The following is a 24,089-nucleotide window of genomic DNA, read 5'->3' on the forward strand; positions in this document are numbered from 1 at the left end:
GCCATGAACCTGTTTAAAGACTTACCGAATAACCTCGACGAGGAAGTGTTCGAAGACCTGCTGACCCACAAAAACCTGCGTATAGAACGCATTGTCTCAACGGGGCAAACCTCGCCCGAAAGTGGCTGGTACGATCAAGAAGAACATGAATGGGTCTTGGTTCTTAAAGGAGCAGGAGAGCTGACTTTTGAATCAGGTGTCGTGCAACGACTTGAGGCAGGCGATCACGTTACGATTCCAGCTCATACCAAACACAAAGTGAGCTGGACTGACCCAACGCAAGAAACCATCTGGTTGGCGGTGTTTTATCAATAAACACAAAACCATCTTAAACCAAAAAATAGGCGCTGAATTTGCTCGATACTACTAAGCCGTCACTGGCACTGTTTGATTTTGATGGCACCATCACCCGAGAGGATATGTTTAGCCTTTTCCTCCACTATTCTGCTTATGGCCTGCGCAAACGAATAGGAAAGGTCGCTATCATGCCATTTTATGCGCTGTACAAACTCGGAGTGTTACCCGCTCGTGTTATGCGCCCTCTCAGCAGTTTTATTGCATTTTCAGGGAAAGAAACGCAGAAAATTGAAGCGATTGGCACTCAGTTTGCCCATGAAGTGATCCCGCTGTACTTACGGCCAGAAGCGATGGAAAGGTTGGCGTGGCATCAGCACAGAGGCGATACCATTGTGGTGGTGTCGGCATCACTCAATGCGTATCTCAAGCCTTGGTGTGAAGCGAACGGTTACCACTTGCTGTGCAGTGAACTGATCTCAGAACAGCCAAAACTGAGTGGCTTTTACCAGCAAGGTGATTGTAGTTTAGAAAAAAAAGTCTCGCGCGTTAGGGCCACGTTTTCGCTCGACGAATTTGCGTCTGTTTATGCCTACGGTGATACACACGAAGACATTCCGATGCTCAAACTGGCAGACTACGCGATGCTCAACTGGAGCGAGTGGAGAGCAAGCGAATAACGATATGTGCTCTGATTTTCAAGACAACCACTCGACCAAAGTGATCGTTTTAGGCTAAAAAAACAAACCCTTCTCACATGAGAAGGGTTTTATTGATCAGGGCCCGAATAACTGGCTTAACGCCATACCCCCCATTGACCCGTTGTGCCTGGTTCCTCACCAGACGTCCACCACTGAGCGGTCCATTCTTTACCGTTGTGCGTCACCACATCACCTTGGTCGTAAACAGCCGTCTTGTCCCACAAGTTGGTTGGTTCAACTGGTGGCGGTACATCCGCTTTGATCAGTGACAACGCATAACTGAAGTCTGCGCTTGGCGCTAATACTTGGTTCGCATTCACGTTGTTACTATCGAACATGTAGTGGCTCATCTCTTGATGCCAAATGCCCACATACCAATCGCCCGTTTGCTGCGCGTTAAATTGATCTGCTATTTCTGCCGCCCAAGTCGCCGTATTGTTCGCACTGATTGGTAGTGAAATATCGACAATTTCATTGCCTGTCGCATTAAACGTACGAAAACGGATGGTGTCACCCGCTTCTACTGGTCCGAAACCTTGCTGAACAAAGTAGCCTAGAGATGTCAGATTATTGCCCGGTTCGGTTGGATCAACAGGGTCAGTCGGTGGCGTCGTGCCTGTTCCGTTTAACGTAATGTCACTACAGTTGTAGAAACCTTCCCCAGCGACATCAATACGCTGCCAACGAGTGTAAAGTACCGCATCGCCCGAACGATCAGCAGGGAAAGTCACCTGAATACGGTAGCGTTTTTCCGCATCAACATACACATCACCTGCGGTGTCGATCAGCTCTAAATCACTCCAAGTAAGAGGTTTTGAATCATCATAAGTTGGCTTGGTGAGATAGAATTCCCAGTACGATGGGTTGTGCGGCGCTTTGCCGTAAAACACCAATTCAATCTGGTTATTTGCATCTGGCGTAACATTGGTGCGCTGCCAGTTTGGAGAAGGAATGTTCAAGCCTTTCTTAGCTGTATCGCCAGCAGAACATAGCTCACCGTCGCGAACCACGGCTTTCACATGCTCCATATCTCGGTAATTTGGTACGTTTGCTGCAATTTCGCTACGCTGCACAAACGGATACGCGCCAGATTCATCAAAAGCCGCTTTACACGCTTGGTTAGGGATCTCGTTGGTCCAAAAGCCACCGTCTAAATAACACGTATTTTGACGAGCACTTGGAAACTCTACCCAGCCGTGGGCGTTGACGTTAAATGAGCTCAATGCGGCAACAGCGCTTAAGCTCAAAAGAGGAAGTGTTACATGTGATTTCATCGTTCATCCTTAATTTTGCTGACTCGCCGCTCTGAAACACAAGCGGTTTAAGCAAAACTAGCAGGATGGGATTATTTAGAAGGTGAGAATAAATATGGAAATTGTAAGAGTGCCATCTGCTTTCCAGCATTTGTTGTGAACCATTCTCATACTCGACTGACTCTTTCGAGTCACTTCAAATTCATGTGCCACAAAAACTGTCACTCTCGTTTGGCTATCGCTCGTCTTTTGGTGTGTCCATCACCACCATCGTTGTGATCGACTTGACGTGTTCGCACTCACCCAACACATCAGCATGGAACGCTTTATAAGCGGCGAGATTTTGCGTCTCTACGCGTATGAGATATTCGTTAGATCCCGTAATGTTGTGACATTCCACCACCTCGTTTACAAAACGCACATGCTCTTCGAAACCCAGCTGTGCCTGCTTAGAGTGCGAGGCCAAACCAATCGACACATAAGCGACAAAGCCCACGCCAAGTTGCTGATTATCCAGTACTGCTCGGTAGCCTTTGATCACGCCTTTACGCTCTAAATCTTGCACTCGGCGTAAGGTTGCAGACGGAGATAAACCAACGCGTTCCGACAGCTCCACATTGGAGATTCTTCCATCTCGTTTGAGCACTTGCAATATTCTTTCGTCAAATCTATCCATGATGATGTTTCATTGCTTATTTAGTTTCTAATCATCAAATAAAAGCACAATATTGACCTCAGTTCTACTTATAGTTGTTCTCAACTTATCGAGAACTGATTCAAGGAACAATCTATGGAATATCATCAACTGGGCGCTTTGGCGTTGTTCGCTTTTGTCTCCACTTTTACGCCGGGTCCCAATAACATTATGTTGATGACCTCAGGGGCAAATGTCGGCTTTAAACGCACTATCCCACACATGTTGGGCATTACCTTCGGCTTTGGTGCCATGCTAATTTTGGTGGGTATTGGCTTGATGAGCCTGTTCCACGCATATCCAATTACACACTCCATTTTGAAAGTGTTGAGCTTGAGTTATTTGCTGTACTTGACGTACAAAATCGCCACCAGCGACAAAACCGAAGCAAAACACGATTTTCGCCCAATGTCTTTTTTAGGGGCTGTCGCATTCCAATGGGTGAACCCAAAAGGTTGGTCGATGGCGTTGACGGCCATTACGGTATACAGCAGTGGCGGTTCTTGGCTCGAACTGACTTTTATCGCCGGTATCTTCTGTTTAGCCAACTTGCCATCGGTGACATTTTGGACGGCGGCAGGTATGCAATTGCAGCGTTGGTTGACCACCGATAAACGCGTTAAGGGGTTCAACTACAGCATGGCTGCGCTGTTGCTTTTGTCTACGATTCCAATGATATAAGTCCATTTATGGTTAAAAAACGACTCACTTTACGTGGTTAGAGAAAGGATAGAGGTAATATTTTTCTTGAGGCTTTGGCGTTAATTCACAGTGTAAATTTGTTTAAAGACGCTACCCTCTTGTTAGGGAACTTGATAATCTTTAAATGAGAAAGAGAATAATTATCGAGTAAAGTAACAATGAAAAAGAAGCCTCAACCTAAAACGCTTGTTGTCACAGACACAGAAACCATCACTCCAAACATGCAGCGCATTACCTTGCAAGGTGAGGCGCTGAGCCACTTTCCTCGTGACTGCGAAGGCAGTTACATCAAATTACTGTTTAACGATATGGGCGGCGCGGATCTGAGCATCCTGCCAGAAGACGACCGACCAATCATGCGCACCTACACTATCCGACGCTTTCATCCAGAAACCAGTTCAATCGAAGTGGATTTCGTCCGACACGTAACGCAAGATCTGCAATGCGGATTTGCAGCGCGTTGGGCAATGGCCGCGCAAAAAGGCGACACGATCAGCATTGTTGGGCCAGGTAGCATCTCCAACTTAAATACTGAGGCGGATTGGTTCTTCATGGCTGCCGATATGACAGCACTTCCAGCACTTTCTGCGAAAATTCGTACGCTGCCAGAAGAGGCCAAAGGCTACGCTGTGATCAGCGTGATGTCTCCAGCCGACATTCAACCCCTACACGCGCCAGCCGGTATGGAGTTGATTTGGCTAACTGAACAGCAAACCTTGGCTGATAGCGTTCGCGAACTGGAATGGTTAGACGGTAACGCTTCGGTATGGTGTGCCTGTGAGTTCGATTCAATGCGCGCGCTGCGCCAATATTTCCGCAACGAGAAAGAAGTCGATCGCGAGAATATCTACATCAGCAGCTATTGGAAGCAAGGCGTGTCTGAAGATGGGCACAAAGTGATTAAACGTGAAGACGCGGAATCCAACCAATAGTGATTCATGTCTTTTCGATTCCAGCTCTCATCCTAATAAAAACGCCCGGCATCACCGGGCGTTTTAGCAACTTCAGTTGTATTAAAGTTCATGAAAACTCTAATCCGCTAGTTCCTGCGCTAAAAAGTCGATCAACAACCTCACTTTGGGCGATAAATTTCGGCTTTGTGGATACAGTGCCCAAATGCCTTCACGGTCGTCTCGGTAATCGGTCAGCACCTCGACTAGCTCACCGTTATCTAGGGCTTCTTGAACGTAATAGTCCGGCAACTGCACTAAACCCAAACCACGTTTGGCGGCGCCCATTAGCGCAAAACCACTATTGCATTTAATCCTCCCCGACACGCGCAAAGACTTATCGCGTTTATTTTCCTTAAAATGCCAATAATCGACCGAACCAACCAAGCACTGATGTCGAGCCAGTTCGGATAATGTGTGAGGCTCGCCAAATCGCTCCAAATACATAGGGCTAGCACACACGTAATTTTGACGCGACGAAAGACGCTTTGCGATCATGCTGGAATCTTGCAGGCGGCCAAGACGAATCGCCACGTCTACCCCTTGCTCTATCAAATCCAGTTTTTGATTGGTCAGAACTAAATCGAGGTCCACACGCGGGTACTTCTCCAAAAACTGATGCAAGAGCGGCGCGAGGTTCATTTCCCCATAGGTCACAGGCGCTGTCACACGCAGCAAACCTCGCGGTTCGGTCTGCATTTGTGTTACAGCAAGCTCGGCCAGTTCTAGCCCTTCGACCAAATGTTTGCACTGCTGATAATAAAGCTGTCCAGCTTCAGACAGAGAAACTTTTCGCGTCGTGCGATGCAGTAACTTGACCGCAAGACGCTCTTCAAGTGCCGATACGCGGCGACTGATTTGTGCCACTGACGTTTTCAGTTTAGCCGCGGCAGCTGTAAAGCTGTTAGTTTCCGCTACGGCAACAAACTCGCTGACTCCTTCCCAATTCGCCATGCTGTATTCCTGTCGACCTCTTCTAGACAAATAGTGATTACATTGTTCTCGTCGCGCTACGCTTTGAAAACTGGAAAACTTTACGCGTCAGGTAACGGACGAAGATCGTCGTATTGCGCATCAAGCTCAATGCCAAAATATTCTTTCAACGCATCCAGGTAGGTTTGACCTGGCTCTAGCTCTATTTCTGTTAGCTCTTCATGATTGGTGCATCTGAGTGTGTAGTTAAGCAGCGTCACCAACCCACTTTCTGTCGCTCTAGCAGCGACTCTTGCGCTAGTAAAACGCGAATTAGGCGAAGTCGAGGTAAAGAAGTTGCTACATGCAATGTCACCAGCAAACACAAACTCTAGGTCAAAGCTGTATAGATTGTTCCACGTGTCCGTTCCATCGGTTGAAAGCACTTGGAGGAAATAACCAAACTGAGCATCTTTGACAAAACGGAAGGTTTGTAAATCCGTCTGAATCACTTGGTCAAGGATAAATGGCAATGGCGCTCGAGGGGTATTGGAGCCAAAACCCACATCGACAATCCATGTTTGTTCCTCTAACGTCACTAACGTGATTTGATGACTACGACCTGTTGGTGTACCAGACACATGTACACGCCCTACCAAACTTCGCGCTTCAAACCCAAGAGTGTTGAGCACATCAAGCATTAAACCATTTAATTCAAAGCAGTAACCACCGCGAGAGTGGTACACGGTTTTTTGAATAATATCTTCAATCTCAACAGAGACGCCTCGCTGCAATGCGATGTCAAAATTCTCAAACGGCAGGCAACGATGCTGCGCCACGTGAATTCTGTGCAATGACTCCAAATCGGCGGGCAATTCACTAGGCAAGCCTAGCTTGGTTAAATAGGCACTCAGATCCGTCTTATTCATAATCACTCTTACTTAGCTGATGGTTTGACAGTTTTCTACTTTAGCCCCTCTATCTAACTTCAGGTCAATCACCTTTTCCATTTCCCTTCCGCTTTAAGGAGGCATCGCACTCTTTTTACACGCTCACCTTATCATTATTACGCATATGTAAAAATCATTTTCAAAATGGACGGATTATCATTTTTACTGAAACACCTAAAATGAGCACCAACAAAACGACGAAGCGCGGTAAGCAAACCTTAACTACGCTTATTACGTCACTCCATATACTGAAAATATAAAGGAAACATCCAATGTCGCTTGAAATCAAACCTGGTCAAACTCACATAAAATCAAAAGCAATGGTCGCTTGGGCTGCAGGTGAGCCGCTTAAAATGGAAGAAGTGGATGTACAACTTCCAAAAGCCGGCGAAGTGCTAGTACGCATCGTAGCAACTGGTGTTTGTCACACTGACGCATTCACACTATCAGGTGACGATCCAGAAGGTATCTTCCCTTCAATCCTTGGTCACGAAGGTGGCGGTATCGTTGAAATGGTTGGCGAAGGCGTAACAAGCGTTGAAGTTGGCGACCACGTTATCCCACTTTACACTGCTGAATGTGGTGAGTGTAAGTTCTGTAAATCTGGCAAAACGAACCTATGTCAGGCCGTTCGTGAAACTCAAGGTAAAGGCCTAATGCCAGATGGCACAAGCCGATTCTCTATCAACGGCGAAACTATCTTCCACTACATGGGTTGTTCTACTTTCTCTGAGTACACGGTTCTTCCAGAAATCTCACTAGCGAAAGTAAACAAAGAAGCACCACTTGAAGAAGTTTGTCTTCTCGGTTGTGGCGTAACCACTGGTATGGGTGCGGTATTAAACACAGCTAAAGTTGAAAAAGGCGACACAGTGGCAATCTTTGGTCTCGGCGGTATCGGTCTTTCTGCAATCATCGGTGCTCGCATGGCTGGTGCCAGCCGCATCATCGGTGTAGACATCAACGAAAGCAAATTCGACCTAGCGAAACAACTTGGTGCAACTGATTGCATCAACCCACAAAAATTCGACAAGCCAATTCAAGAAGTGATTGTTGAAATGACAGACGGTGGTGTTGACTACTCATTCGAATGTATCGGTAACGTAAACGTGATGCGCCAAGCACTTGAGTGCTGTCACAAAGGTTGGGGTGAGTCAGTCATCATTGGTGTTGCTGGTGCAGGTCAAGAGATCTCAACTCGTCCATTCCAACTGGTAACTGGTCGTGTATGGCGTGGCAGCGCTTTCGGTGGCGTTAAAGGTCGCTCTGAGCTTCCAGAAATCGTAAACCGTTACATGGCTGGTGAATTCGGCTTACAGGAGTTCATTACCCACACAATGGGATTAGCAGACGTCAACAAAGCGTTTGATCTGATGCATGAAGGTAAGAGCATCCGAACAGTTATCCATATGGATCAATAATGCTGCCTCAGGCTCTCCTTTTGGGGAGCCTGAATTCCTTCTGCTAATTAGAGAGTTTATTCATGACCATTGAAAATGTAAGCCAAGCCAAAGTGTTTGGCGGTTGGCACAAGCAATATACACACGAATCCAATGCCCTAAACTGCACCATGCGCTTCGCGATATTCTTGCCACCTAACGCAACGAAATCAAATCCCGTACCCGCGCTATACTGGCTCTCTGGTTTAACGTGTACCGATGAGAACTTTATGCAGAAAGCGGGCGCATTTCGTATGGCGGCCGAGCTTGGCATTGCGATCATTGCACCAGACACAAGTCCGAGAGGCGAAGGTATCGCTGACGACGAAAGCTATGACCTAGGAAAAGGAGCTGGCTTTTACCTTAATGCGACGCAAGCACCTTGGTCACTGCATTACTGCATGTACGACTATGTGACCGAGGAGTTACCTGCGATCATCGAAAGTAACTTCCCTGTCTCTGACGTGAAGTCAATTTCCGGTCACAGCATGGGCGGCCACGGAGCGCTCACCATTGGTCTGAAAAATTCAGAACAGTACCGTTCTATTTCAGCGTTCAGTCCAATCAGTAACCCAATGCAATGCCCTTGGGGACAAAAAGCCTTTACTGCTTACTTAGGCAAGGAGCTTGAAAGCTGGAAGCAATACGATGCAAGTGAACTTCTAAAACAACAACAATCACCATTACCAATTTTGGTTGATCAAGGTGATGCTGATGGCTTCTTAAATGAGCAGCTTAGACCGGAAGCGCTGATTGCTGCGGCAAAAATACACGATTCAAACCTAACCTTGAGAATGCAACCAGGCTATGACCATAGCTATTACTTCATCTCAAGCTTTATTGAAGAGCACCTCAACTTCCATGCAAAATATTTGTTTGCATAGTTAAATTAAGTAAGCTCATGAAATAAAAAATAAAGTCACCAAAACTAGGTGACTTTATTTTCTTTACGTACTAACAAATACATATCTGAATATCGATGATTTAAATATGTAAAATAATGTAACTTAAGAACAAATTCGACATCCCATTTCTCGCCTTATTAAATTCTCATTTCCGACACAGTATCTTTATTAAAAATGACACAAAGTTGCACTAAAAACCAATTAAATACCGCGAAATCATTACGAAACTCTACCATCATCCCAATACTCTGAGCTTTTAATTAAGAAGCAACTTAATAACCTTGACGTGACGTAAACCGACAGTTATTTTTGAAACATAACGTATTATAAAATCTCATCCGGTTGGCTCTATAATTATAAATAAATTACCGCTAGCACCTTTGTCCTAGCTAAGAAAAAAGAATAAAACTCAAAAGGGCATATGATGAAAAAGATAGTCGCGCTAGGTCTGTTTTTTGTTGCGCCATTCTTGTCTGCAAATACGATCGTATTTAGTAGTAGCCAGCAGCCTAGTGTCATACTGGAACTGGAAGAGATCCAAGCTTTACCTACCACTAGCTACACGATGACATTGCCTTGGCTTCCTGCCTCGTCAGAGTTTTTAGGCGTTAAACTCAGCACGCTTCTTACACACGTCTACGGAAAGGTACCAGAGCAGGTTGATATCAGCAGCTTAAACGACTATCACTCGACATTGTCCCGACAAGATATTCTTCGATATCAACCAATACTGGCTTATCAACAAGATCAGAATTACATAAAAGTCAGGAATAAAGGCCCTTTCTGGGTGATATATCCACTCAATCTCTATCCAGAGCTAAACTACAATAAATATCATGCGCAAATGGTATGGCAAGTAAATGAAATAAAAGAAAAATAATAAGAATGAAGTTATCAGAACCCTATTCTAAGAAACAAAGAATATTGCAATATTCTACCACCAGCAAAATGCTGCTGGTGGTGTTTGCCGTTTCTTTGCTTCTCGCGAATGTCGTGCTTTTACAGCAAACACGTTCACTCTCACAGAATTTTAATAACGAACAAAAACAAGCGACTTGGTTTTTATTCCAACTCTCCAAAGAACTATCAGAACTTGTCGGCGAGGCCAGACGGTTAGATGAAAACGTATTGAATATTGATGGTGCAGAGCTTCAATACGAGTTAGCGTGGAGTCGCTTTGACTTATTGACCAGTAGCACGAAAGCCAATAAGTTCTTTTCTCGGAACAACATGCACCTTTACTTCATTAACCTTTTTGAAGAGTTCAAAGAGCTAGAAAAACAACTAGTAGAAGCTAGAACAGGTGATAGCCAAGCTGCTGCTGCATTTTATCGTTCAACTCAAACACTATATTTAGGCTTAATAGACTTCGTTAATCAAAACTTCCGTCTAAGCAGTAAAGCTTATGAAGCACAAAAAGGTCAAACCCAGCGCTTAATGCAAGCACAATATATGTTGTTTGCGACGTTCGTTTTGTCGATTATCTCTCTAACTTATTTCTTTTATCGTGAATCCCATTTTCATAGAAAATTGGCGCTCAGCGACCCTTTGACGAACCTAGGGAACCGCAATGCACTATTCATAACCCTAAACAAATTTACTCAAGAAAAAAGGCCCTTTTCTCTCTGGATTCTAGATTTAAATGGTTTTAAAGAAGTCAACGACACACACGGACACCAAGTTGGCGACACTGTACTGCGGGAAATCGCTAGGCGACTTAATTCTATGGCACTCAATGATTTTACTGTTTATCGCATGGGAGGAGATGAGTTCGCGGTTATCCTTGAAGGTGAACATCTCAATGAAGAGAACGTACGTGAGCAGATAAATACCGTCTTTGATGCACAAATATTAAACTCCGATAAAGTCTCAACACTTTCAACAAGCATGGGCTTAGCGCAATACCCTAAAGACAGTGACAATGTTGACTTTCTTATCAGCATAGCGGATAAGCGCATGTACAAAATGAAATTTCAACGTTAAACGGTATATATGATGAGAAAGTTCATGCAAGTACTGCTTCTACTGGCAGTCATTGCGGCAGGTGTGTTGGCTTGGGTATTTATTCCATCGCACGAAACCATCGGGCAAAAAACGCTTGAGCAGGCACTCAACGACGACTACAGCCTAGTTGGACATCGAATCTACTCAACCGATCCGGATGCTGGCAACCGATTCGGCTACTTCGTATTGGCAACGGGCCAGAGCATTGAAGAGCAAGAGCCGTTTTTGGTCACTTCGGATCAGTTTATTCGCATGGAGAAAACGGGTGATAATACCTTGTCTGTGACCGTCAATGGCCGTATTTACCATTATCATAACGACTTGTGGGTGCCAAAATCAGACGGGAAATTGCAACACTTTTTAGTCAGTGCAACCGCCAAGTACGTACGCTAAAACGGGAACATTACTACCCCCTCCCACCACACACACAAAAAAAACAAAGCCCCGCATACACTGCGGGGCTTTTTACGTGAAGAAGAAAATAACATCGAAAGAATGAGCGTTACTTCGCTAATACTTTCTCTTTAATCACTTTGAGTACCCCAGCCTCTTGGTTGCTTGGCGCAGAATAACGAGCAATTTTCTTAATCTCTTCGTGCGCGTTGGCAACCGCGTACGAATGCTCACTGACTTGCAGCATTTCGAGGTCATTGAGGTAGTCACCAAACGTCATGGTTTCTGCCGGAGTAAAATTCATCGTCTCTTGAAGATGCTGAATGGCCGCACCTTTAGAGGCCTCGGCATTCATCACATCCAGCCAGATTTTTGCACTCACCACGACTTTATGCGTTGCGCCAAACTTTGCGTTCATGGTCGGGAACAGGAGCTCTTCCGAACCGTCAAAGTGACAAATTGCTACCTTAATAAACTCGTCTTCGACCTCAAGCAAATCCGGCACATATTCACAGCGGTGGTAGTACTTTTGAAATTCTTCCAGCGATTGCTGATCATGCGTTTCGATGTACGCCGAGCGCTTGCCACACAATACGATGTTCGCCCCGTCAATCTCACGAGCCGCTTTCACAATCTCCAACACTTCCGCTTTAGGAATGGTACAACTGTAGAGCTCTTTGTCTTGGTACATCACCAAGGTGCCGTTTTCAGCCACATACAACAGTCTGTCTTTGATTGGCGCGAACGTGTCTCGCAGGCTGTAATACTGACGACCAGACGCAGCGGAGAACAAAATGCCTTGCTCTTCCAGTTGCAAAAACAGATCGAAAAACTCTGGATCCAAACGACCGTACTGGTCAAGCAATGTGCCATCCATATCGGAAGCAATAAATTTGATGCAAACTTGTGACATTAACGAAAACTCTAAATGATGCTGCGAAAATATATCCATGTAAGGTACAGGATCTTGTATGAATCTCAAGTCGGGATGACGACGCTTTTCGCATTCACCAAGGGTGCTTTTTAAAGTAATCTTCACTGTGATCGATGAAAGCTCTCACCGCAGGAGACAAGTGTTTACGTGATGAATACAGCGCGTAAATGTTGAGATCATTTGGCTTCCAATCCGGCAACACCGACTCAAGCTGACCCGATTTGAGATAGATATTGCTCAAGTAAGTTGGCAACATCGAAATACCCATGCCTTGTAAAGCGCCATGCAATAACGCCGTGGCCTCATTGCTGGTTAGACGACACTCAATTCCCACCGATTCGAACTGGTCGCCCTGAGACAAATGCCACACGTGACGCTCAAAGTTTTTGTAACCCAAACAGTCGTGTGAAGATAAATCTCGCGGATGCGCGATCGCGTGGTGAGTTTGTAAATATTGCGGTGATGCTACCAACACCGATTCGCACACCGCAATCGGCTTACCAATCAAAGAAGGATCGGGATCTGACGCAATTCGGATCGCCAGATCGATACGTTGTTCGGTTAGATCACTCACTGAATCTTGCAGATCTATGTCGATATGCACTTTGGGGTGCTTTTGCATAAAACTGTTTACTACGGGGATCAACTGTGAGAATCCAAATGAAGTACTAGACGCAAGACGGATTTTTCCGGACAGCTCACCATCAGCGGCAATGTTCGACGTTAATGTATCGGCCTGTTTTAACCAGCGCTCAATCTGAGGCAAGCTGCGCTCCCCTGCGGTGGTGAGCGACACCTTGCGCGTAGTGCGGTGCAACAAACGAGTTTGCAACCAGTTCTCCATCACCTCTACGTAACGAGTCACCATTGGCCGAGACATGTCTAACCGTTCTGCGGTCGCGGTAAAACTGCCAGAATACACCACATCCACAAATACTTTTGCTGCCGTTACTCTGTCCATACATTTGCTCGAAATAAGAAATAGTGATGCACATTATTGTGTATTTTTCCGAGCGTATCAATTTCCTAATATAGCTCCCGTTCCCAAGCCATGGTCGCTTGGCCCCAAATTCTTTAGGAACTTATTATGAAAAAATTCACTTTGATTGCTGCATCCATTTTAATGGCAAGCCCTGTCCTAGCCTCTCCCCTTACTCTTGAGGTTTACAACGCCGACGGTAACAGCTTCCACGTTAACTCAACCTTGGTATACGGTAAGACTGATGCCATGGTCATCGACACTGGCTTCACCAAAGCTGACGCGATGCGCATTGCCGCCAAAATGTTGGACTCAGGCAAAACGCTTAAAACCATTTTTATCAGCCAAGCGGACCCAGATTACTACTTTGGCGCAGAGGCCTTACACCAACAGTTCCCTGATGCGCAGATCATCACAACGCCTGCGGTTCAAAAAATTATTAAAGAGAAATTGGCTGGAAAGCTGGCGTACTGGGGACCAAAGCTTGGCGCAAACGCACCGGTAAAACCAGTGATCCCTGTCGCGTACGATAAAGCATCATTGGAGCTAGAAGGTCATAAGATTGAAATTCGTGGTAACCATGGCACATCAGCACACCGCCCTTACCTATGGATTCCAGATAACAAAGCGATTCTAGGTAACGTAGCCGTGTACTCAAACGTACATTTGTGGATGGCAGATGCCGCTGACCAGACCGCCATCAATGCTTGGGAGCAGCAACTTAGCGAGATGCTTGCGCTTAAACCTCAAGTGGTCATTCCTGGTCACATGAAAGCAGGCACAAAGCTGAACGCAGACACCATTCGCTACTCGCAACAATACTTGCAGGATTTTCAGCAAGCGAAAAAACACAGCAATAACAGTGTTCAACTCATTGACACCATGTCTGCGAAATACCCAGAAGCTCAATTGCCAATCGCGCTAGAAATCGGTGCGAAAGTGCATACTGGTGAAATGTCATGGTAACCGTGCATTACTTCTTCGATCCCATGTGTGGTTGGTGCTACGGGGCATCACCACTCATCGAAGCCTTGATGGACACCTCTCAATTTAAGGTAGAGCTTCATCCCGGCGGTATGATTGAGAAACGCGCGATTGAACCTGAATTTCGTCAGCACATCATCAACAGTGACGCTCGTATTGCAACCGAAACCGGAGCGACGTTTGGTGAAGCATATCTGCAACGCGTGAAAAGCGAAGATGCGTTTGTTCTTGATTCTTATCTACCAACACAAGCGATCTTGAGTGCGGAAAAAATGGGGCTGAATCCATGGCACATGCTAAAGGCCATCCAATCTGCGCATTATCAGCTCGGGTTAAAAGTGAATGAAGCATCGACGCTCAAAGCCATTGCAGAATCGCTAGGTTTAGCAAGTGATGCGTGGGAGCAAAACATGGCGTTAAGCGAAGCCGAACTAGATGAGAGAATTCGCTCTAGCCGACAATTGATGCGACAGTTACACGTTGGTGGTTATCCAACCCTGATTGCAGAAGTAAATGGCGAGTACTTGACCTTGCCGCACTCGGCCTACTACGACAAACCGGCACAGTGGAAGCTTGCATTACAAAAACTGCGATAAGCTCTTCCCCACTCGCTCTTGTTCTTAATCCAAGAGCGAGTGCCAACACCGACATGGCAATCCTGACTCAAACAGGTACAATCCTCGCTCGATTTTTTACTCTCGCGGATACCCACCATGCACTCGCCTGAACATTGTTTTACTCGTTTTACTGCTGATATTTCTGGCTATGAATTGCCAACGCAGTTTACGTTTCCGTTCTACTACACGCCGCATCCTCTTTGCGTTATGGCCGCAAAGCAATTGCAACAGCACTTATTAGCGCAAACCGACTTCGAACACGATTTTGGTTTGGTTAATGAAGAAACGGGGCGAGGCAAAATGTTTGGCGTATTGCTGGTAGAAAACCCTCAAGGCGAACTCGGATTTTTAAGTGCGTTTTCTGGCAAAATTGCTGACCAAAACTTGATTCCAGGGTTTGTCCCTCCTGTGTATGACATGCTGACCGATGAAGGCTTCTTCCGCGCAGAAACGGATGCCATCAACGCCGCCAATGCGGAGTACAAAACCTGTGCCGCGAATCCGGAATTAGCGGATCTTAAAGCGCAAATACAAGCCGACCGAGCCGCTTATCAGCAAGAGGAGCAAACACAACGCCAAGTGATGATTGATGGCCGAGCAGCACGCAAACGACAGCGTCAACAGGGCGAGCAAACACTCAATGCCGATGACCTCAAAATCTTATTGGATGAGTTGGGTAAGCAAAGTGTCGCCGAGAAAAACGTTCTCAAATACTTAAAGCAAGCGTGGGATGAAAAGCTTGCAATCAAAGAAGCGCGCTTGGCTGAGTTAGAGCAGCAACTTGCTCATCTGAAAGAACAGCGCAAAACGCTCTCCAACGCTTTACAGCACAAACTGCATAAACAGTACCGCTTTCTAAACAGCCATGGCGAAGCACGCGACTTGGTGGACATTTTTGCGGACACCACAAACCCAATACCACCAGCAGGTGCAGGGGAATGTGCTGCGCCAAAACTGCTCCAATACGCGTTTAAATACGGATTCAAACCGCTGGCGCTGGCAGAATTTTGGTGGGGTGTGTCGCCAAAGTCTGAAGTTCGCCAACACAAAAAATTCTACCCATCGTGCAACAGCAAATGTCAGCCGATTTTGGGCCATATGATGCAAGGGCTGGATGTCGAACCTAATCCATTGGCGGAGAATTGGGCAGAAGACAAAGAACTAGAGATAATCTACCAAGACGACGCTATGGTCGTCGTCAACAAGCCCTCGGGCTTACTTTCAGTGCCTGGTAAAACCATCAAGGACTCTGCTTATACGCGCCTACAAGCGATGTACCCTGATGTGGAAGGGCCGTTTGTGATTCATCGTCTCGACATGGCGACCTCTGGCATTTTGGTGTTTGCCTTAACTAAGCGCGCGAACAAAAGTCTGCAAAAACAGTTTATGGCTCGCGGCGTACAAAAACGTTATATGGCACTGCTCGAAGGCGTATTAAACGAGCCTGAAGGGGAAATTTCACTGCCAATGCGTGGTGACCCCGACGACCGCCCACGTCAACTGGTGTGTTTTGAACACGGGAAACATGCAGAAACCTACTGGCAACTGATTGAAGTCAAAGATGGGCGCAGCAAGGTATACATGTATCCGAAAACCGGGCGAACTCACCAACTACGTGTACACAGTGCTCATCACATGGGGTTAAACATGCCGATGGTTGGTGATGGTTTATACGGCGAAAAAGCCAACCGCTTACACCTGCATGCTGAGATGCTAGAGCTGGATCATCCATACAGCAAAGAGCGCATGGTGTTCAAAGCTGAGTGCGAATTCTAACGTCTTCCCGAGTTTAAATAACAAAAAGGCACTGACTATCAGTGCCTTTTTTGGTTTCTAACAACAGAATAAGCGTGATGCGCGATACCGAAAACCGTTAGCTCACCTTAAACTTGGTCCACACCTGAGAGCGCCAACGCCTTGCCATGATGATACCACGCACCCATTCATCGAGTGCGATTGCCATCCAAGCCCCTAAAACGCCATACCCCATGTGAATGCCAAAGATGTAAGAGAAAAGCACACCTAGTCCCCACATACTCAAAATCCCCATTTGCACTGGGAACTTGATGTCACCCGCGCCTTTGAGCCCCGCGATAAAAATCAGGTTAAACACACGTCCGGCCTCGAGCAAAATTGAGCCCATGACTAACGAACCTGCCAATGCGAGTATCTCTGGTTGATCGGTAAATACGCGCAGAATCTCTTCTCTAAACAGGTAAATCAGTGTGGTTGCCGCCGTTGATGCCACAAATCCTACTAAGAAGTAGATTTGTACGCGTTTTAAAATGCTGCTCACCCAACCTTTACCGATGTAGTAACCAGTCTGAATTTGCGCTGCCTGACCAATTGCCAGCGCGAAAGCAAACGAGAAACGGGCAATGTTTTGCGCATAAGTGAAAGCCGCTAACGATGCCGTCCCCATTTGCACCACAAAATACACAATGCAGATTTGCGCCACGTTGTAAGACAGCACCTCACCCGCGTTCATGCCGCCGATTTTTAAGATCTTTTTGTAAATCTCTACGGGCACTTGTTTCATGGTCGACATTGGTAGCTCAATGCTGCTGCGCGCGAGAATAAACCATAACATTAACGTACCGATGACTTGGCTGACGACGGTTGCTATTGCCACGCCTTGCACGCCATACACAGGTAAACCAAATGGCTGGTAAAGCGCAATATAGTTACCAATGATGTTGAACACACCCGAGATCAAATTCACCACCATTGGGGAACGTGAATAACCATGACTACGCAGAATAGTTGTAAAAACAACGCCAATCGTAACGTTAAACGTCATCGCACCGCTTATCAGCAGATATTCATGAGCGTACTGCTCGACTTGCGCTTCCAAGCCGTAATACGGGAGTAGATATATCGCACCAAGCACGGCAATCACACTCAATAGCACACCGACGAGCACAGACAACGCAATACTCGCAACACCAACGCTCACTGACTCTTGCTCGCGTCCAGCGCCATTGTATTGGGCAATCAAAATCCCCGTACCGCTACTGACAAAGGTCGAAACGATGATTAAAAAGAAGGTAATCTGCGTGATCACACCAACAGCGGATACGGCTTTGTCTGAGTAGCCACTCAGCATGAACACGTCACTGGTTCCTAAAGCCGTCCGTAGCAAAATTTCGACAAGAATTGGCCAAGCTAATGCCACGATGGACATTCGTTGGTTGATGTTTTGGCTTTTAGGCATGCTTGTAACCTTTCCTACAACTAAAAACTGCCTCACAATTTTGTGAAGCAGTTTAAAAATAGTGACTCGAACGAAGCTCGATATGAGGTTGTGATTTAGCGCGGATTCTAGTCGCATATTGGTCATAACGACAACAATATTTCGCCCTGTTTCGGAAAAATATTTCTAATGCCTTTTCGAAACGACATATGCCTTAACGATAAGTAGAGCAGAGATTGGTGAACAATACTCTCAATCAACAAGCACCGAACAGAATCAGGATAATCAATAGTAATGCGTCTAACTAGATACATTACTTTGAGTTATCAGTCCAACCATATAGAGCCATGAAGAACCGTCATGAAAACCTGCATGCGCTACCATTCCTCTTTGAACACTCGCACCAAATCACACTGATGGCTTTGCACTAAAAATGACTGATATCACATTTGGAAACTTTGTTGTTCTATTTATCGCGAAAATACCGCCTAGAATAAGCGTACACGTTAATTAAGCAAGGATACGTAATGTCGACATTGGCTGGGGCGCGCTTAGAAGAAATGGCGGACATCCGCTCAACAAGAAAAAAGAAAATTGTCTTTTTATGCTCCAGTATCGCCGCTGCCTGTTTAACTTATGGTTCCATTGCTCAATCACTTGAGAATAACTGGGGCTTAAGCTTTTTCCATGCTTTGTGTGCCTTGGCATGCTTAGCAATCAGTTATGTAATAAAAGTCCAGCGGCACCATCAATACGCCGACTTATGGCTAAGTGCTGTCTTAATGTTCGAAGGGTTATTGTTACTTCTGTATAACGACGCTCCGTCAGGCAAGGTGCTATGGCTATATCCTATTGTCGCCACTCTGGTATTAATTAATGAGTTTAAGGTCGGTCTGCTGTTCAGTGGCACCTACATTTTACTGATCTTTTTTGGGGTCGCTTTTTTAGATCGACTGCCAACAGCCACAGAAATCATAGAGCGGAGATTGATGCTGACCCTGATAGCGACCGCGTTTGTGTGTCACACGTTCTCGTATTACTACACGAAAGTCCTCAATTACATTCAAACACTGTATCGTGAGGGGATTGAGGAGTTAGCATATTTTGACCAGCTCACTGGGCTTGCCAATCGCTGGAGCTTTGAGACTTGGGCGCGCGCAAAGCTCGATGAAATCAAGCACTCATCTGATGACAGCATCACCGCATTGGTTTTTCTCGATATCGATAACTTCAAGCACATCAACGACACCTACGGGCACGATATTGGTGACCAAGTACTTCAAGCCTTCGCAACTCGATTAAAAAATAACATTCGCAACAAAGACAGAAAAACAGATAAACACGACTACTCCATCGCTCGATTTGCGGGCGACGAGTTTGTAATCATGCTTTACGATGTAAAAAGTAAAGATGACCTAGACAGCATCCTAAAACGGATCGTAAATCTGTTTCCGACAGGTTACCGAAGCTACGATATGATTAACGAGTTAACGATGAGTGTAGGTGCTGCTATCTATAAGCAAGATGCAAAGGATTTGTCTGAATTGACTCGATGTGCAGACAAAGCAATGTACGCAGCTAAACATACTGGTAAAAACCAGTACGCCTTTTATGAGCACTGCAATACGGAAGAACAGTCAACATCTGATGCACCAGCGGTACCAGAAGCTTGCTAATGACTAAGCGAACACATGCATCACCCAAAGCCCCACAACGAGGAATACGATTAACCACACTACTTGCAACGTTCTGTTCGGCTTGTCTTGCTGACGAGTGGGGTGATCTTTAAACGCACGGCCCTTCATTTTGCCCATTAAGCTCTTTCCTAGAGCACGTCGATAAAATTCACGTCTCTTATGAGCGGCGTTGGCAACTTCGGTAAAGCGCTGTCTTTGCTCATTGGTGAGATCTTTATCCTCGTAACGAGGAGGGAGATCAGAATGCTTGCGTTGTACTGCCATCACTTCCTCCCTGGTCGATGGGTACATTTTTATTAAGTATATACCCAAATAACCAAAAAGATGCGTTATAAGTGAAGCACATAGACGAAAAAACCACCCGAAGGTGGTTTTATGACGAGCAACAAATGAACGCTAGAAGTACTCACATAAATACGCAGTCGCTTCTTTCACTTGAAGCTCAAATGAAGAATTACCTTCCACTTCAAAAAACTCACCACTTTGATAAGTCGTCCAATCGCTCTCGCCAACACGCTTGACCACAAGCGCACCTTTTACAACCGTCATACGCTCTGGTGCTTGAGTACCAAACGTGTACTCACCAGGAAGCATCACACCAACGCTAACATCCTGATCTTTCTGGTTAAAGCCTAGTGATTTTACACTACCAGCAAAATAGCTATTTTCCTTAATATTCATTATTGGTTTCCTTATCAAAAGTCCGCTCTTTTTTACCTTGTTTCTTTCCGTTACTCAAGCTTTGAAAGCCATTAAACTCAACGTAATAACGCACATCCTTTGCTACTGAGCGAGAACCTTTTTTCGCGAGGATTAATCAGGCGACCTAAACCGAGCAAGAAAACCTGCGAAGTAATGAATGTGAGCAAACAACAAAACCATCAATAAGATGTGTATCTGAATGTAAAAGTGGACATTAGATCATAGTTTCGTCGTCTCAATGGCGGGATTGTTTGTTTTTAAAAAGGAAGGTTTCCACCATGTTAAAAAAGTGGAGAAAATTAGATCTATGACGGACTCGACTCGCCGAAGGCGAAAAGCACGACAAGAACCAAAACTTTCATTTTTGGCTCGCCACCAATCCAAAATCCTCAAGAGTACATTTGTCTGCTTTGGGATGGGTCTGTTGACGTTTTTTGGCTATCAAATCCACCTTTCCTATCAAGACCACATTGATCCGGAAAAGGTGTACGGCGAATGGATTGAGATTGGCGCGCCACCCTACCAAACAGAACGTCTCGTTTTCACTGAAGATGGGGTATACCGAAACCATCGACTCATTACGACGGAATTTGAATTCGATGGCAAGGTCATCACGTTGAATACCGGATTAGGAAAGACAGCGTATCAGATCTCAGGCTCTCATCTTTCACCTCAAATACGCCGTATTGAACCTCTTATTCCAGATCAGCGATTCATTCGTAAAGGATTTGAGCATACCGTTCAGGGCTCAGAAACCGGCGCAGCCTCTAAACGTCGTGCCGCGTTGAGTGAACACTTCAGCCGTGACTAGTACGTCTTCACGGCTATTTTTCCTTTCAATTCTCTTTCTATATCAATGAAACAAAACCTTAATAAACAACAAAATAAGGCCTTCATCGCATTTAACTAACTCGTTACTGAGTAAACAATAATTTTAGTTTCTGCTGAGATTTTATAAATTATTGACTCAGTCTGACACTTTCTGTGTAACAGAGTGCGAGTTTTAGTTAAGTTCTCTCAAGTGCCTCGAAAACCGTCTTAATTTTTTTTGACGAAAAAAAACTCTCTGAAATGCTGAGTGTGATGCTTTTGCACGTGGAGTAAATCCAATCATCTTATCTGGTGCAAGAGCAGCCTATGTTCTAGGTAGAACATGAATCCAAGGATTGAGAGAGAAGTTATGATTCGATTTAACCTATGTGCAGCTGGAGTTGCTTTAGCGATATCAGGTGCTGCAGTTGCGGCTCCAACCGCACCAAGTATCGATATGTACGGTTCCAACAACCTTCAGTTTTCTAAAATTGAACTCGCGATGGAAACCACGTCAGGCTACTACGACATGGTGAAATACCATGAGCAAGCGAAGATCACTGTTAAATTTAACCAGTGGAGTGGCACACCTGGTGACACTTACAACGTCTATTTTGATGGTGTAAAAGTAGCAAGCGGCCCTATCACTGGTAGCCAAACGACAGCTTCGTTTGAATACGGCCAAGGTGGCTTATACCAAATGGAAATCGAAGCATGTGATGCGACAGGTTGTGCGAAAAGCGCACCAGCTGAAATCACGATTGCAGATACCGATGGTTCTCACCTGAAGCCACTAACGATGAATGTTGATCCAAACAACAAAACCTACAATACCGATCCAAGCGTCGTGATGGGTACGTATTTTGTTGAATGGGGCATCTATGGCCGTGACTACACCGTCGATAATATGCCGGTCGACAACTTGACTCACATCCTTTACGGTTTTATCCCAATTTGTGGCCCAAATGAGTCTGTGAAGTCTGTTGGCGGCAACAGTTTCAACGCGCTACAAACTGCTTGTACAGGTGTGCCTGATTATGAAGTCGTTATCCATGACCCTTGGGCTGCTTATCAGAAGAGCTTCCCACAAGCTGGTCATGAATACAGCACGCCTATCAAGGGTAACTACGCAATGCTAATGGCATTGAAACAACGTAACCCTGATCTAAAAATCATCCCATCGATCGGTGGTTGGACACTGTCTGACCCATTCTTCGATTTCGTGGACAAGAAAAACCGAGACACATTCGTCGCATCAGTTAAGAAGTTCCTGAAAACTTGGAAATTCTACGACGGTGTTGATATCGACTGGGAATTCCCTGGCGGCGGCGGTGCAGCAGCCGATAAGGGCGACCCTGTAAACGATGGCCCAGCATACATCGCACTGATGCGTGAACTGCGCGTAATGCTTGATGAATTAGAAGCTGAGACAGGCCGTACTTACGAGCTAACGTCCGCTATCGGTGTCGGTTACGACAAGATTGAAGACGTAGACTACGCAGATGCGGTTCAGTACATGGATTACATCTTCGCAATGACTTACGACTTCTACGGCGGTTGGAACAACGTTCCTGGTCACCAGACTGCGCTTTACTGTGGTTCATTCATGCGTCCTGGTCAGTGTGACGGTAGTGGCGTTGATGAGAACGGCGAACCGTACAAAGGTCCTGCTTACACAGCAGATAACGGCATCCAACTTCTTCTTGCTCAAGGCGTTCCTGCGAACAAGCTAGTACTTGGTACAGCAATGTACGGTCGTGGCTGGGAAGGCGTAACTCCAGATACGCTAACCGATCCAAACGACCCAATGACAGGTACTGCTACAGGTAAACTGAAGGGCAGCACAGCACAAGGTGTTTGGGAAGATGGCGTAATTGACTACAAAGGCATTAAGTCATTCATGTTAGGTGCAAACAACACTGGCATTAACGGCTTCGAGTACGGCTACGATGCACAAGCAGAAGCACCATGGGTATGGAACCGTACTACGGGCGAGTTGATCACATTTGATGACCACCGTTCAGTGCTAGCAAAAGGTAGCTACGCGAAGTCTCTTGGTCTTGCTGGTCTATTCTCTTGGGAAATTGACGCGGATAACGGCGACATTTTAAACGCGATGCACGAAGGTATGGCTGGTGGTGTAGTACCTCAACCAAACCGTAAACCAACCGCAGCCGCTGGCGCAGATCAATCGGTAACAGGTCCTGCAAATGTGGTTCTAGATGGCAGCCTGTCAAAAGACTCTGACGGCACCATCGCAAGCTACGCTTGGGAACAAGTATCTGGCACAGCAGTGGTACTAACAGGTGCAAACACAGCGAAAGCAAGCTTTGATGCAGCAGAAGTTATTGTTGAAGAGCAATTAACTTTCAAGCTGACGGTGTCTGATAACGAAGGTGCAACGGCATCTGACCTCGTTGTAGTAACAGTGAAACCAGCAGGTGTTGTTGACCCAGTGAACAGCGCACCAATAGCGCAAGTTGTTGCTCCAGCAACAGCAAACGCTGGTGACGTTGTGGTTGTAGATGCATCTGCGTCTAGCGATGCAGACAACGATACCCTGACATTCAACTGGACTCTACCTCAAGGTCTGAATGCAACGGTTGAAGGCTCCAAAGTCACGTTCACTGCTGCGGAATACCCGCAAGACACAAGCTTAAGCTTCACTGTAAGTGTGAGCGACGGTAAAGCGTCTTCATCGGCAAGCGCGACAGTGGTTGTTGCACAGCACACAACCGATCCGAACCCTGGTACTTGTGACAACGCATGGGATGCGAGCGCAGTGTACACAGGTGGTAACCAAGTGACTCACGCAGGTAAAACGTGGGAAGCGAAATGGTGGACTCAGGGTGACGATCCTAGCCAATCTGGCGAATGGGGCGTTTGGAAAGAAGTTGGCGTAGCTAACTGTAACTAATTTCAGCCTTGCAGACGTTCTGCTAAATAAACAAAGGACAGCTTCGGCTGTCCTTTTTG

General features: G+C 45.9%; 24 protein-coding genes. 15 read left to right on the top strand and 9 right to left on the bottom strand.

Features of this window, described 5'->3' with window-relative positions; translation table 11 throughout:
• Nucleotides 1-3: 3 nt before the first annotated feature.
• The gene (locus R7Z47_RS00205; RefSeq protein ID WP_005383281.1) at nt 4-315 is read left to right on the top strand and encodes a cupin domain-containing protein; all 312 of its coding nucleotides are present in this window, start codon (nt 4-6) and stop codon (nt 313-315) included.
• A 38-nt stretch (nt 316-353) separates the two neighbouring features.
• A complete protein-coding gene (locus R7Z47_RS00210) occupies nt 354-974 on the top strand; it encodes an HAD-IB family hydrolase (protein WP_215810140.1) in 621 nt (206 codons plus the stop codon).
• A 116-nt stretch (nt 975-1,090) separates the two neighbouring features.
• On the opposite strand, the gene R7Z47_RS00215 is transcribed toward R7Z47_RS00210, so the two are convergent.
• Together R7Z47_RS00215 and R7Z47_RS00220 are read right to left on the bottom strand one after the other, a co-directional pair.
• Entirely contained in the window at nt 1,091-2,269 is a 1,179-nt protein-coding gene (locus R7Z47_RS00215; RefSeq protein WP_149191659.1) for a lytic polysaccharide monooxygenase, read from the bottom strand.
• Nucleotides 2,270-2,483: 214 nt separating this feature from the next.
• Nucleotides 2,484-2,924 carry an Lrp/AsnC family transcriptional regulator gene (locus R7Z47_RS00220; protein ID WP_031780811.1) on the bottom strand — a complete coding sequence of 147 codons (441 nt, stop codon included), beginning with the start codon at nt 2,922-2,924 and terminating at the stop codon, nt 2,484-2,486.
• A gap of 114 nt (nt 2,925-3,038) precedes the next feature.
• Between R7Z47_RS00220 and R7Z47_RS00225 the strand changes: the two genes are divergently transcribed.
• On the top strand, nt 3,039-3,623 hold the full coding sequence (locus R7Z47_RS00225) for a LysE family translocator (RefSeq protein ID WP_064369529.1): 585 nt from the start codon (nt 3,039-3,041) through the stop codon (nt 3,621-3,623).
• A 179-nt stretch (nt 3,624-3,802) separates the two neighbouring features.
• The gene (locus tag R7Z47_RS00230) at nt 3,803-4,576 is read left to right on the top strand and encodes a siderophore-interacting protein (protein ID WP_062730859.1); all 774 of its coding nucleotides are present in this window, start codon (nt 3,803-3,805) and stop codon (nt 4,574-4,576) included.
• A 99-nt stretch (nt 4,577-4,675) separates the two neighbouring features.
• Here the strand turns inward: R7Z47_RS00230 and R7Z47_RS00235 are convergent, their stop codons facing one another.
• Both R7Z47_RS00235 and R7Z47_RS00240 read right to left on the bottom strand, forming a co-directional pair.
• Nucleotides 4,676-5,548: a LysR family transcriptional regulator gene (locus R7Z47_RS00235; RefSeq protein WP_017633836.1), complete on the bottom strand. Its 873-nt coding sequence runs from the start codon at nt 5,546-5,548 to the stop codon at nt 4,676-4,678.
• Between the two features lie 80 nt (nt 5,549-5,628).
• A complete protein-coding gene (locus R7Z47_RS00240) occupies nt 5,629-6,435 on the bottom strand; it encodes an arylamine N-acetyltransferase (protein WP_318129737.1) in 807 nt (268 codons plus the stop codon).
• Between the two features lie 293 nt (nt 6,436-6,728).
• Here R7Z47_RS00240 and R7Z47_RS00245 point away from each other — a divergent pair, with 293 nt between their 5' ends.
• The 5 genes from R7Z47_RS00245 (at nt 6,729) to R7Z47_RS00265 (ending at nt 11,197) form a co-directional block, all read left to right on the top strand.
• Nucleotides 6,729-7,877 carry an S-(hydroxymethyl)glutathione dehydrogenase/class III alcohol dehydrogenase gene (locus tag R7Z47_RS00245; RefSeq protein WP_017821027.1) on the top strand — a complete coding sequence of 383 codons (1,149 nt, stop codon included), beginning with the start codon at nt 6,729-6,731 and terminating at the stop codon, nt 7,875-7,877.
• Nucleotides 7,878-7,939: 62 nt separating this feature from the next.
• Nucleotides 7,940-8,779 carry an S-formylglutathione hydrolase gene (gene fghA, locus R7Z47_RS00250; RefSeq protein ID WP_005374382.1) on the top strand — a complete coding sequence of 280 codons (840 nt, stop codon included), beginning with the start codon at nt 7,940-7,942 and terminating at the stop codon, nt 8,777-8,779.
• Nucleotides 8,780-9,224: 445 nt separating this feature from the next.
• Nucleotides 9,225-9,680 carry a hypothetical protein gene (locus R7Z47_RS00255; RefSeq protein WP_005374384.1) on the top strand — a complete coding sequence of 152 codons (456 nt, stop codon included), beginning with the start codon at nt 9,225-9,227 and terminating at the stop codon, nt 9,678-9,680.
• A gap of 5 nt (nt 9,681-9,685) precedes the next feature.
• The gene (locus R7Z47_RS00260; RefSeq protein ID WP_005383270.1) at nt 9,686-10,783 is read left to right on the top strand and encodes a GGDEF domain-containing protein; all 1,098 of its coding nucleotides are present in this window, start codon (nt 9,686-9,688) and stop codon (nt 10,781-10,783) included.
• Nucleotides 10,784-10,807: 24 nt separating this feature from the next.
• Nucleotides 10,808-11,197, top strand: coding sequence for a hypothetical protein (locus R7Z47_RS00265; protein WP_005374387.1), 390 nt, complete (start codon nt 10,808-10,810; stop codon nt 11,195-11,197).
• Nucleotides 11,198-11,306: 109 nt separating this feature from the next.
• Here the strand turns inward: R7Z47_RS00265 and R7Z47_RS00270 are convergent, their stop codons facing one another.
• Nucleotides 11,307-12,110 carry a Cof-type HAD-IIB family hydrolase gene (locus R7Z47_RS00270; protein WP_042522338.1) on the bottom strand — a complete coding sequence of 268 codons (804 nt, stop codon included), beginning with the start codon at nt 12,108-12,110 and terminating at the stop codon, nt 11,307-11,309.
• Nucleotides 12,111-12,204: 94 nt separating this feature from the next.
• The gene (locus R7Z47_RS00275; protein WP_318129738.1) at nt 12,205-13,092 is read right to left on the bottom strand and encodes a LysR family transcriptional regulator; all 888 of its coding nucleotides are present in this window, start codon (nt 13,090-13,092) and stop codon (nt 12,205-12,207) included.
• 126 nt (nt 13,093-13,218) lie between these two features.
• Here R7Z47_RS00275 and R7Z47_RS00280 point away from each other — a divergent pair, with 126 nt between their 5' ends.
• The 3 genes from R7Z47_RS00280 (at nt 13,219) to R7Z47_RS00290 (ending at nt 16,487) form a co-directional block, all read left to right on the top strand.
• A complete protein-coding gene (locus tag R7Z47_RS00280; RefSeq protein ID WP_318129739.1) occupies nt 13,219-14,076 on the top strand; it encodes an MBL fold metallo-hydrolase in 858 nt (285 codons plus the stop codon).
• Nucleotides 14,070-14,690 carry a DsbA family protein gene (locus R7Z47_RS00285; protein WP_017633828.1) on the top strand — a complete coding sequence of 207 codons (621 nt, stop codon included), beginning with the start codon at nt 14,070-14,072 and terminating at the stop codon, nt 14,688-14,690. Before R7Z47_RS00280 ends, R7Z47_RS00285 begins: the two co-directional genes overlap by 7 nt.
• A 117-nt stretch (nt 14,691-14,807) precedes the next feature.
• Nucleotides 14,808-16,487, top strand: a complete 1,680-nt coding sequence (locus tag R7Z47_RS00290; protein WP_250654519.1) for an RluA family pseudouridine synthase — start codon at nt 14,808-14,810, stop codon at nt 16,485-16,487.
• A gap of 97 nt (nt 16,488-16,584) precedes the next feature.
• On the opposite strand, the gene R7Z47_RS00295 is transcribed toward R7Z47_RS00290, so the two are convergent.
• Complete coding sequence (locus R7Z47_RS00295; RefSeq protein WP_064354450.1) at nt 16,585-17,925, bottom strand: MATE family efflux transporter; 1,341 nt, start codon at nt 17,923-17,925, stop codon at nt 16,585-16,587.
• A gap of 506 nt (nt 17,926-18,431) precedes the next feature.
• Here R7Z47_RS00295 and R7Z47_RS00300 point away from each other — a divergent pair.
• Nucleotides 18,432-19,580: a GGDEF domain-containing protein gene (locus tag R7Z47_RS00300; protein ID WP_017821033.1), complete on the top strand. Its 1,149-nt coding sequence runs from the start codon at nt 18,432-18,434 to the stop codon at nt 19,578-19,580.
• A gap of 3 nt (nt 19,581-19,583) precedes the next feature.
• Here R7Z47_RS00300 and R7Z47_RS00305 read toward each other — a convergent pair whose 3' ends face one another.
• Nucleotides 19,584-19,865 (bottom strand): hypothetical protein, encoded by a 282-nt coding sequence (locus R7Z47_RS00305; protein WP_005374405.1) that lies wholly within the window; start codon nt 19,863-19,865, stop codon nt 19,584-19,586.
• A gap of 132 nt (nt 19,866-19,997) precedes the next feature.
• Nucleotides 19,998-20,282, bottom strand: coding sequence for a pyrimidine/purine nucleoside phosphorylase (locus R7Z47_RS00310; RefSeq protein ID WP_005383244.1), 285 nt, complete (start codon nt 20,280-20,282; stop codon nt 19,998-20,000).
• Between the two features lie 328 nt (nt 20,283-20,610).
• On the opposite strand from R7Z47_RS00310, the gene R7Z47_RS00315 reads away from it, so the two are divergent.
• Both R7Z47_RS00315 and R7Z47_RS00320 read left to right on the top strand, forming a co-directional pair.
• Entirely contained in the window at nt 20,611-21,114 is a 504-nt protein-coding gene (locus tag R7Z47_RS00315) for a DUF2850 domain-containing protein (RefSeq protein ID WP_005374408.1), read from the top strand.
• Nucleotides 21,115-21,483: 369 nt separating this feature from the next.
• Nucleotides 21,484-24,030: a glycosyl hydrolase family 18 protein gene (locus tag R7Z47_RS00320; RefSeq protein WP_318129742.1), complete on the top strand. Its 2,547-nt coding sequence runs from the start codon at nt 21,484-21,486 to the stop codon at nt 24,028-24,030.
• Nucleotides 24,031-24,089 lie beyond the last annotated feature (59 nt).

The organism is Vibrio sp. 1641, assembly GCF_033339995.1.
Classification (GTDB): domain Bacteria; phylum Pseudomonadota; class Gammaproteobacteria; order Enterobacterales; family Vibrionaceae; genus Vibrio; species Vibrio alginolyticus.

Excerpts from the sequence above, each read along its gene's own strand:
- R7Z47_RS00295 (WP_064354450.1), bottom strand. The coding sequence starts at position 17,925 with ATGCCTAAAAGCCAAAACATCAACCAACGAATGTCCATCGTGGCATTA.
- R7Z47_RS00265 (WP_005374387.1), top strand. The coding sequence starts at position 10,808 with ATGCAAGTACTGCTTCTACTGGCAGTCATTGCGGCAGGTGTGTTGGCT.
- R7Z47_RS00260 (WP_005383270.1), top strand. The coding sequence starts at position 9,686 with ATGAAGTTATCAGAACCCTATTCTAAGAAACAAAGAATATTGCAATAT.
- R7Z47_RS00225 (WP_064369529.1), top strand. The coding sequence starts at position 3,039 with ATGGAATATCATCAACTGGGCGCTTTGGCGTTGTTCGCTTTTGTCTCC.
- R7Z47_RS00290 (WP_250654519.1), top strand. The coding sequence starts at position 14,808 with ATGCACTCGCCTGAACATTGTTTTACTCGTTTTACTGCTGATATTTCT.
- R7Z47_RS00245 (WP_017821027.1), top strand. The coding sequence starts at position 6,729 with ATGTCGCTTGAAATCAAACCTGGTCAAACTCACATAAAATCAAAAGCA.
- R7Z47_RS00320 (WP_318129742.1), top strand. The coding sequence starts at position 21,484 with ATGATTCGATTTAACCTATGTGCAGCTGGAGTTGCTTTAGCGATATCA.
- R7Z47_RS00220 (WP_031780811.1), bottom strand. The coding sequence starts at position 2,924 with ATGGATAGATTTGACGAAAGAATATTGCAAGTGCTCAAACGAGATGGA.
- R7Z47_RS00270 (WP_042522338.1), bottom strand. The coding sequence starts at position 12,110 with ATGTCACAAGTTTGCATCAAATTTATTGCTTCCGATATGGATGGCACA.
- R7Z47_RS00315 (WP_005374408.1), top strand. The coding sequence starts at position 20,611 with ATGACGGACTCGACTCGCCGAAGGCGAAAAGCACGACAAGAACCAAAA.
- R7Z47_RS00230 (WP_062730859.1), top strand. The coding sequence starts at position 3,803 with ATGAAAAAGAAGCCTCAACCTAAAACGCTTGTTGTCACAGACACAGAA.
- R7Z47_RS00255 (WP_005374384.1), top strand. The coding sequence starts at position 9,225 with ATGAAAAAGATAGTCGCGCTAGGTCTGTTTTTTGTTGCGCCATTCTTG.
- R7Z47_RS00240 (WP_318129737.1), bottom strand. The coding sequence starts at position 6,435 with ATGAATAAGACGGATCTGAGTGCCTATTTAACCAAGCTAGGCTTGCCT.
- R7Z47_RS00215 (WP_149191659.1), bottom strand. The coding sequence starts at position 2,269 with ATGAAATCACATGTAACACTTCCTCTTTTGAGCTTAAGCGCTGTTGCC.
- R7Z47_RS00285 (WP_017633828.1), top strand. The coding sequence starts at position 14,070 with ATGGTAACCGTGCATTACTTCTTCGATCCCATGTGTGGTTGGTGCTAC.
- R7Z47_RS00205 (WP_005383281.1), top strand. The coding sequence starts at position 4 with ATGAACCTGTTTAAAGACTTACCGAATAACCTCGACGAGGAAGTGTTC.
- R7Z47_RS00275 (WP_318129738.1), bottom strand. The coding sequence starts at position 13,092 with ATGGACAGAGTAACGGCAGCAAAAGTATTTGTGGATGTGGTGTATTCT.
- R7Z47_RS00310 (WP_005383244.1), bottom strand. The coding sequence starts at position 20,282 with ATGAATATTAAGGAAAATAGCTATTTTGCTGGTAGTGTAAAATCACTA.
- R7Z47_RS00280 (WP_318129739.1), top strand. The coding sequence starts at position 13,219 with ATGAAAAAATTCACTTTGATTGCTGCATCCATTTTAATGGCAAGCCCT.
- R7Z47_RS00305 (WP_005374405.1), bottom strand. The coding sequence starts at position 19,865 with ATGGCAGTACAACGCAAGCATTCTGATCTCCCTCCTCGTTACGAGGAT.
- R7Z47_RS00235 (WP_017633836.1), bottom strand. The coding sequence starts at position 5,548 with ATGGCGAATTGGGAAGGAGTCAGCGAGTTTGTTGCCGTAGCGGAAACT.
- fghA (WP_005374382.1), top strand. The coding sequence starts at position 7,940 with ATGACCATTGAAAATGTAAGCCAAGCCAAAGTGTTTGGCGGTTGGCAC.
- R7Z47_RS00300 (WP_017821033.1), top strand. The coding sequence starts at position 18,432 with ATGTCGACATTGGCTGGGGCGCGCTTAGAAGAAATGGCGGACATCCGC.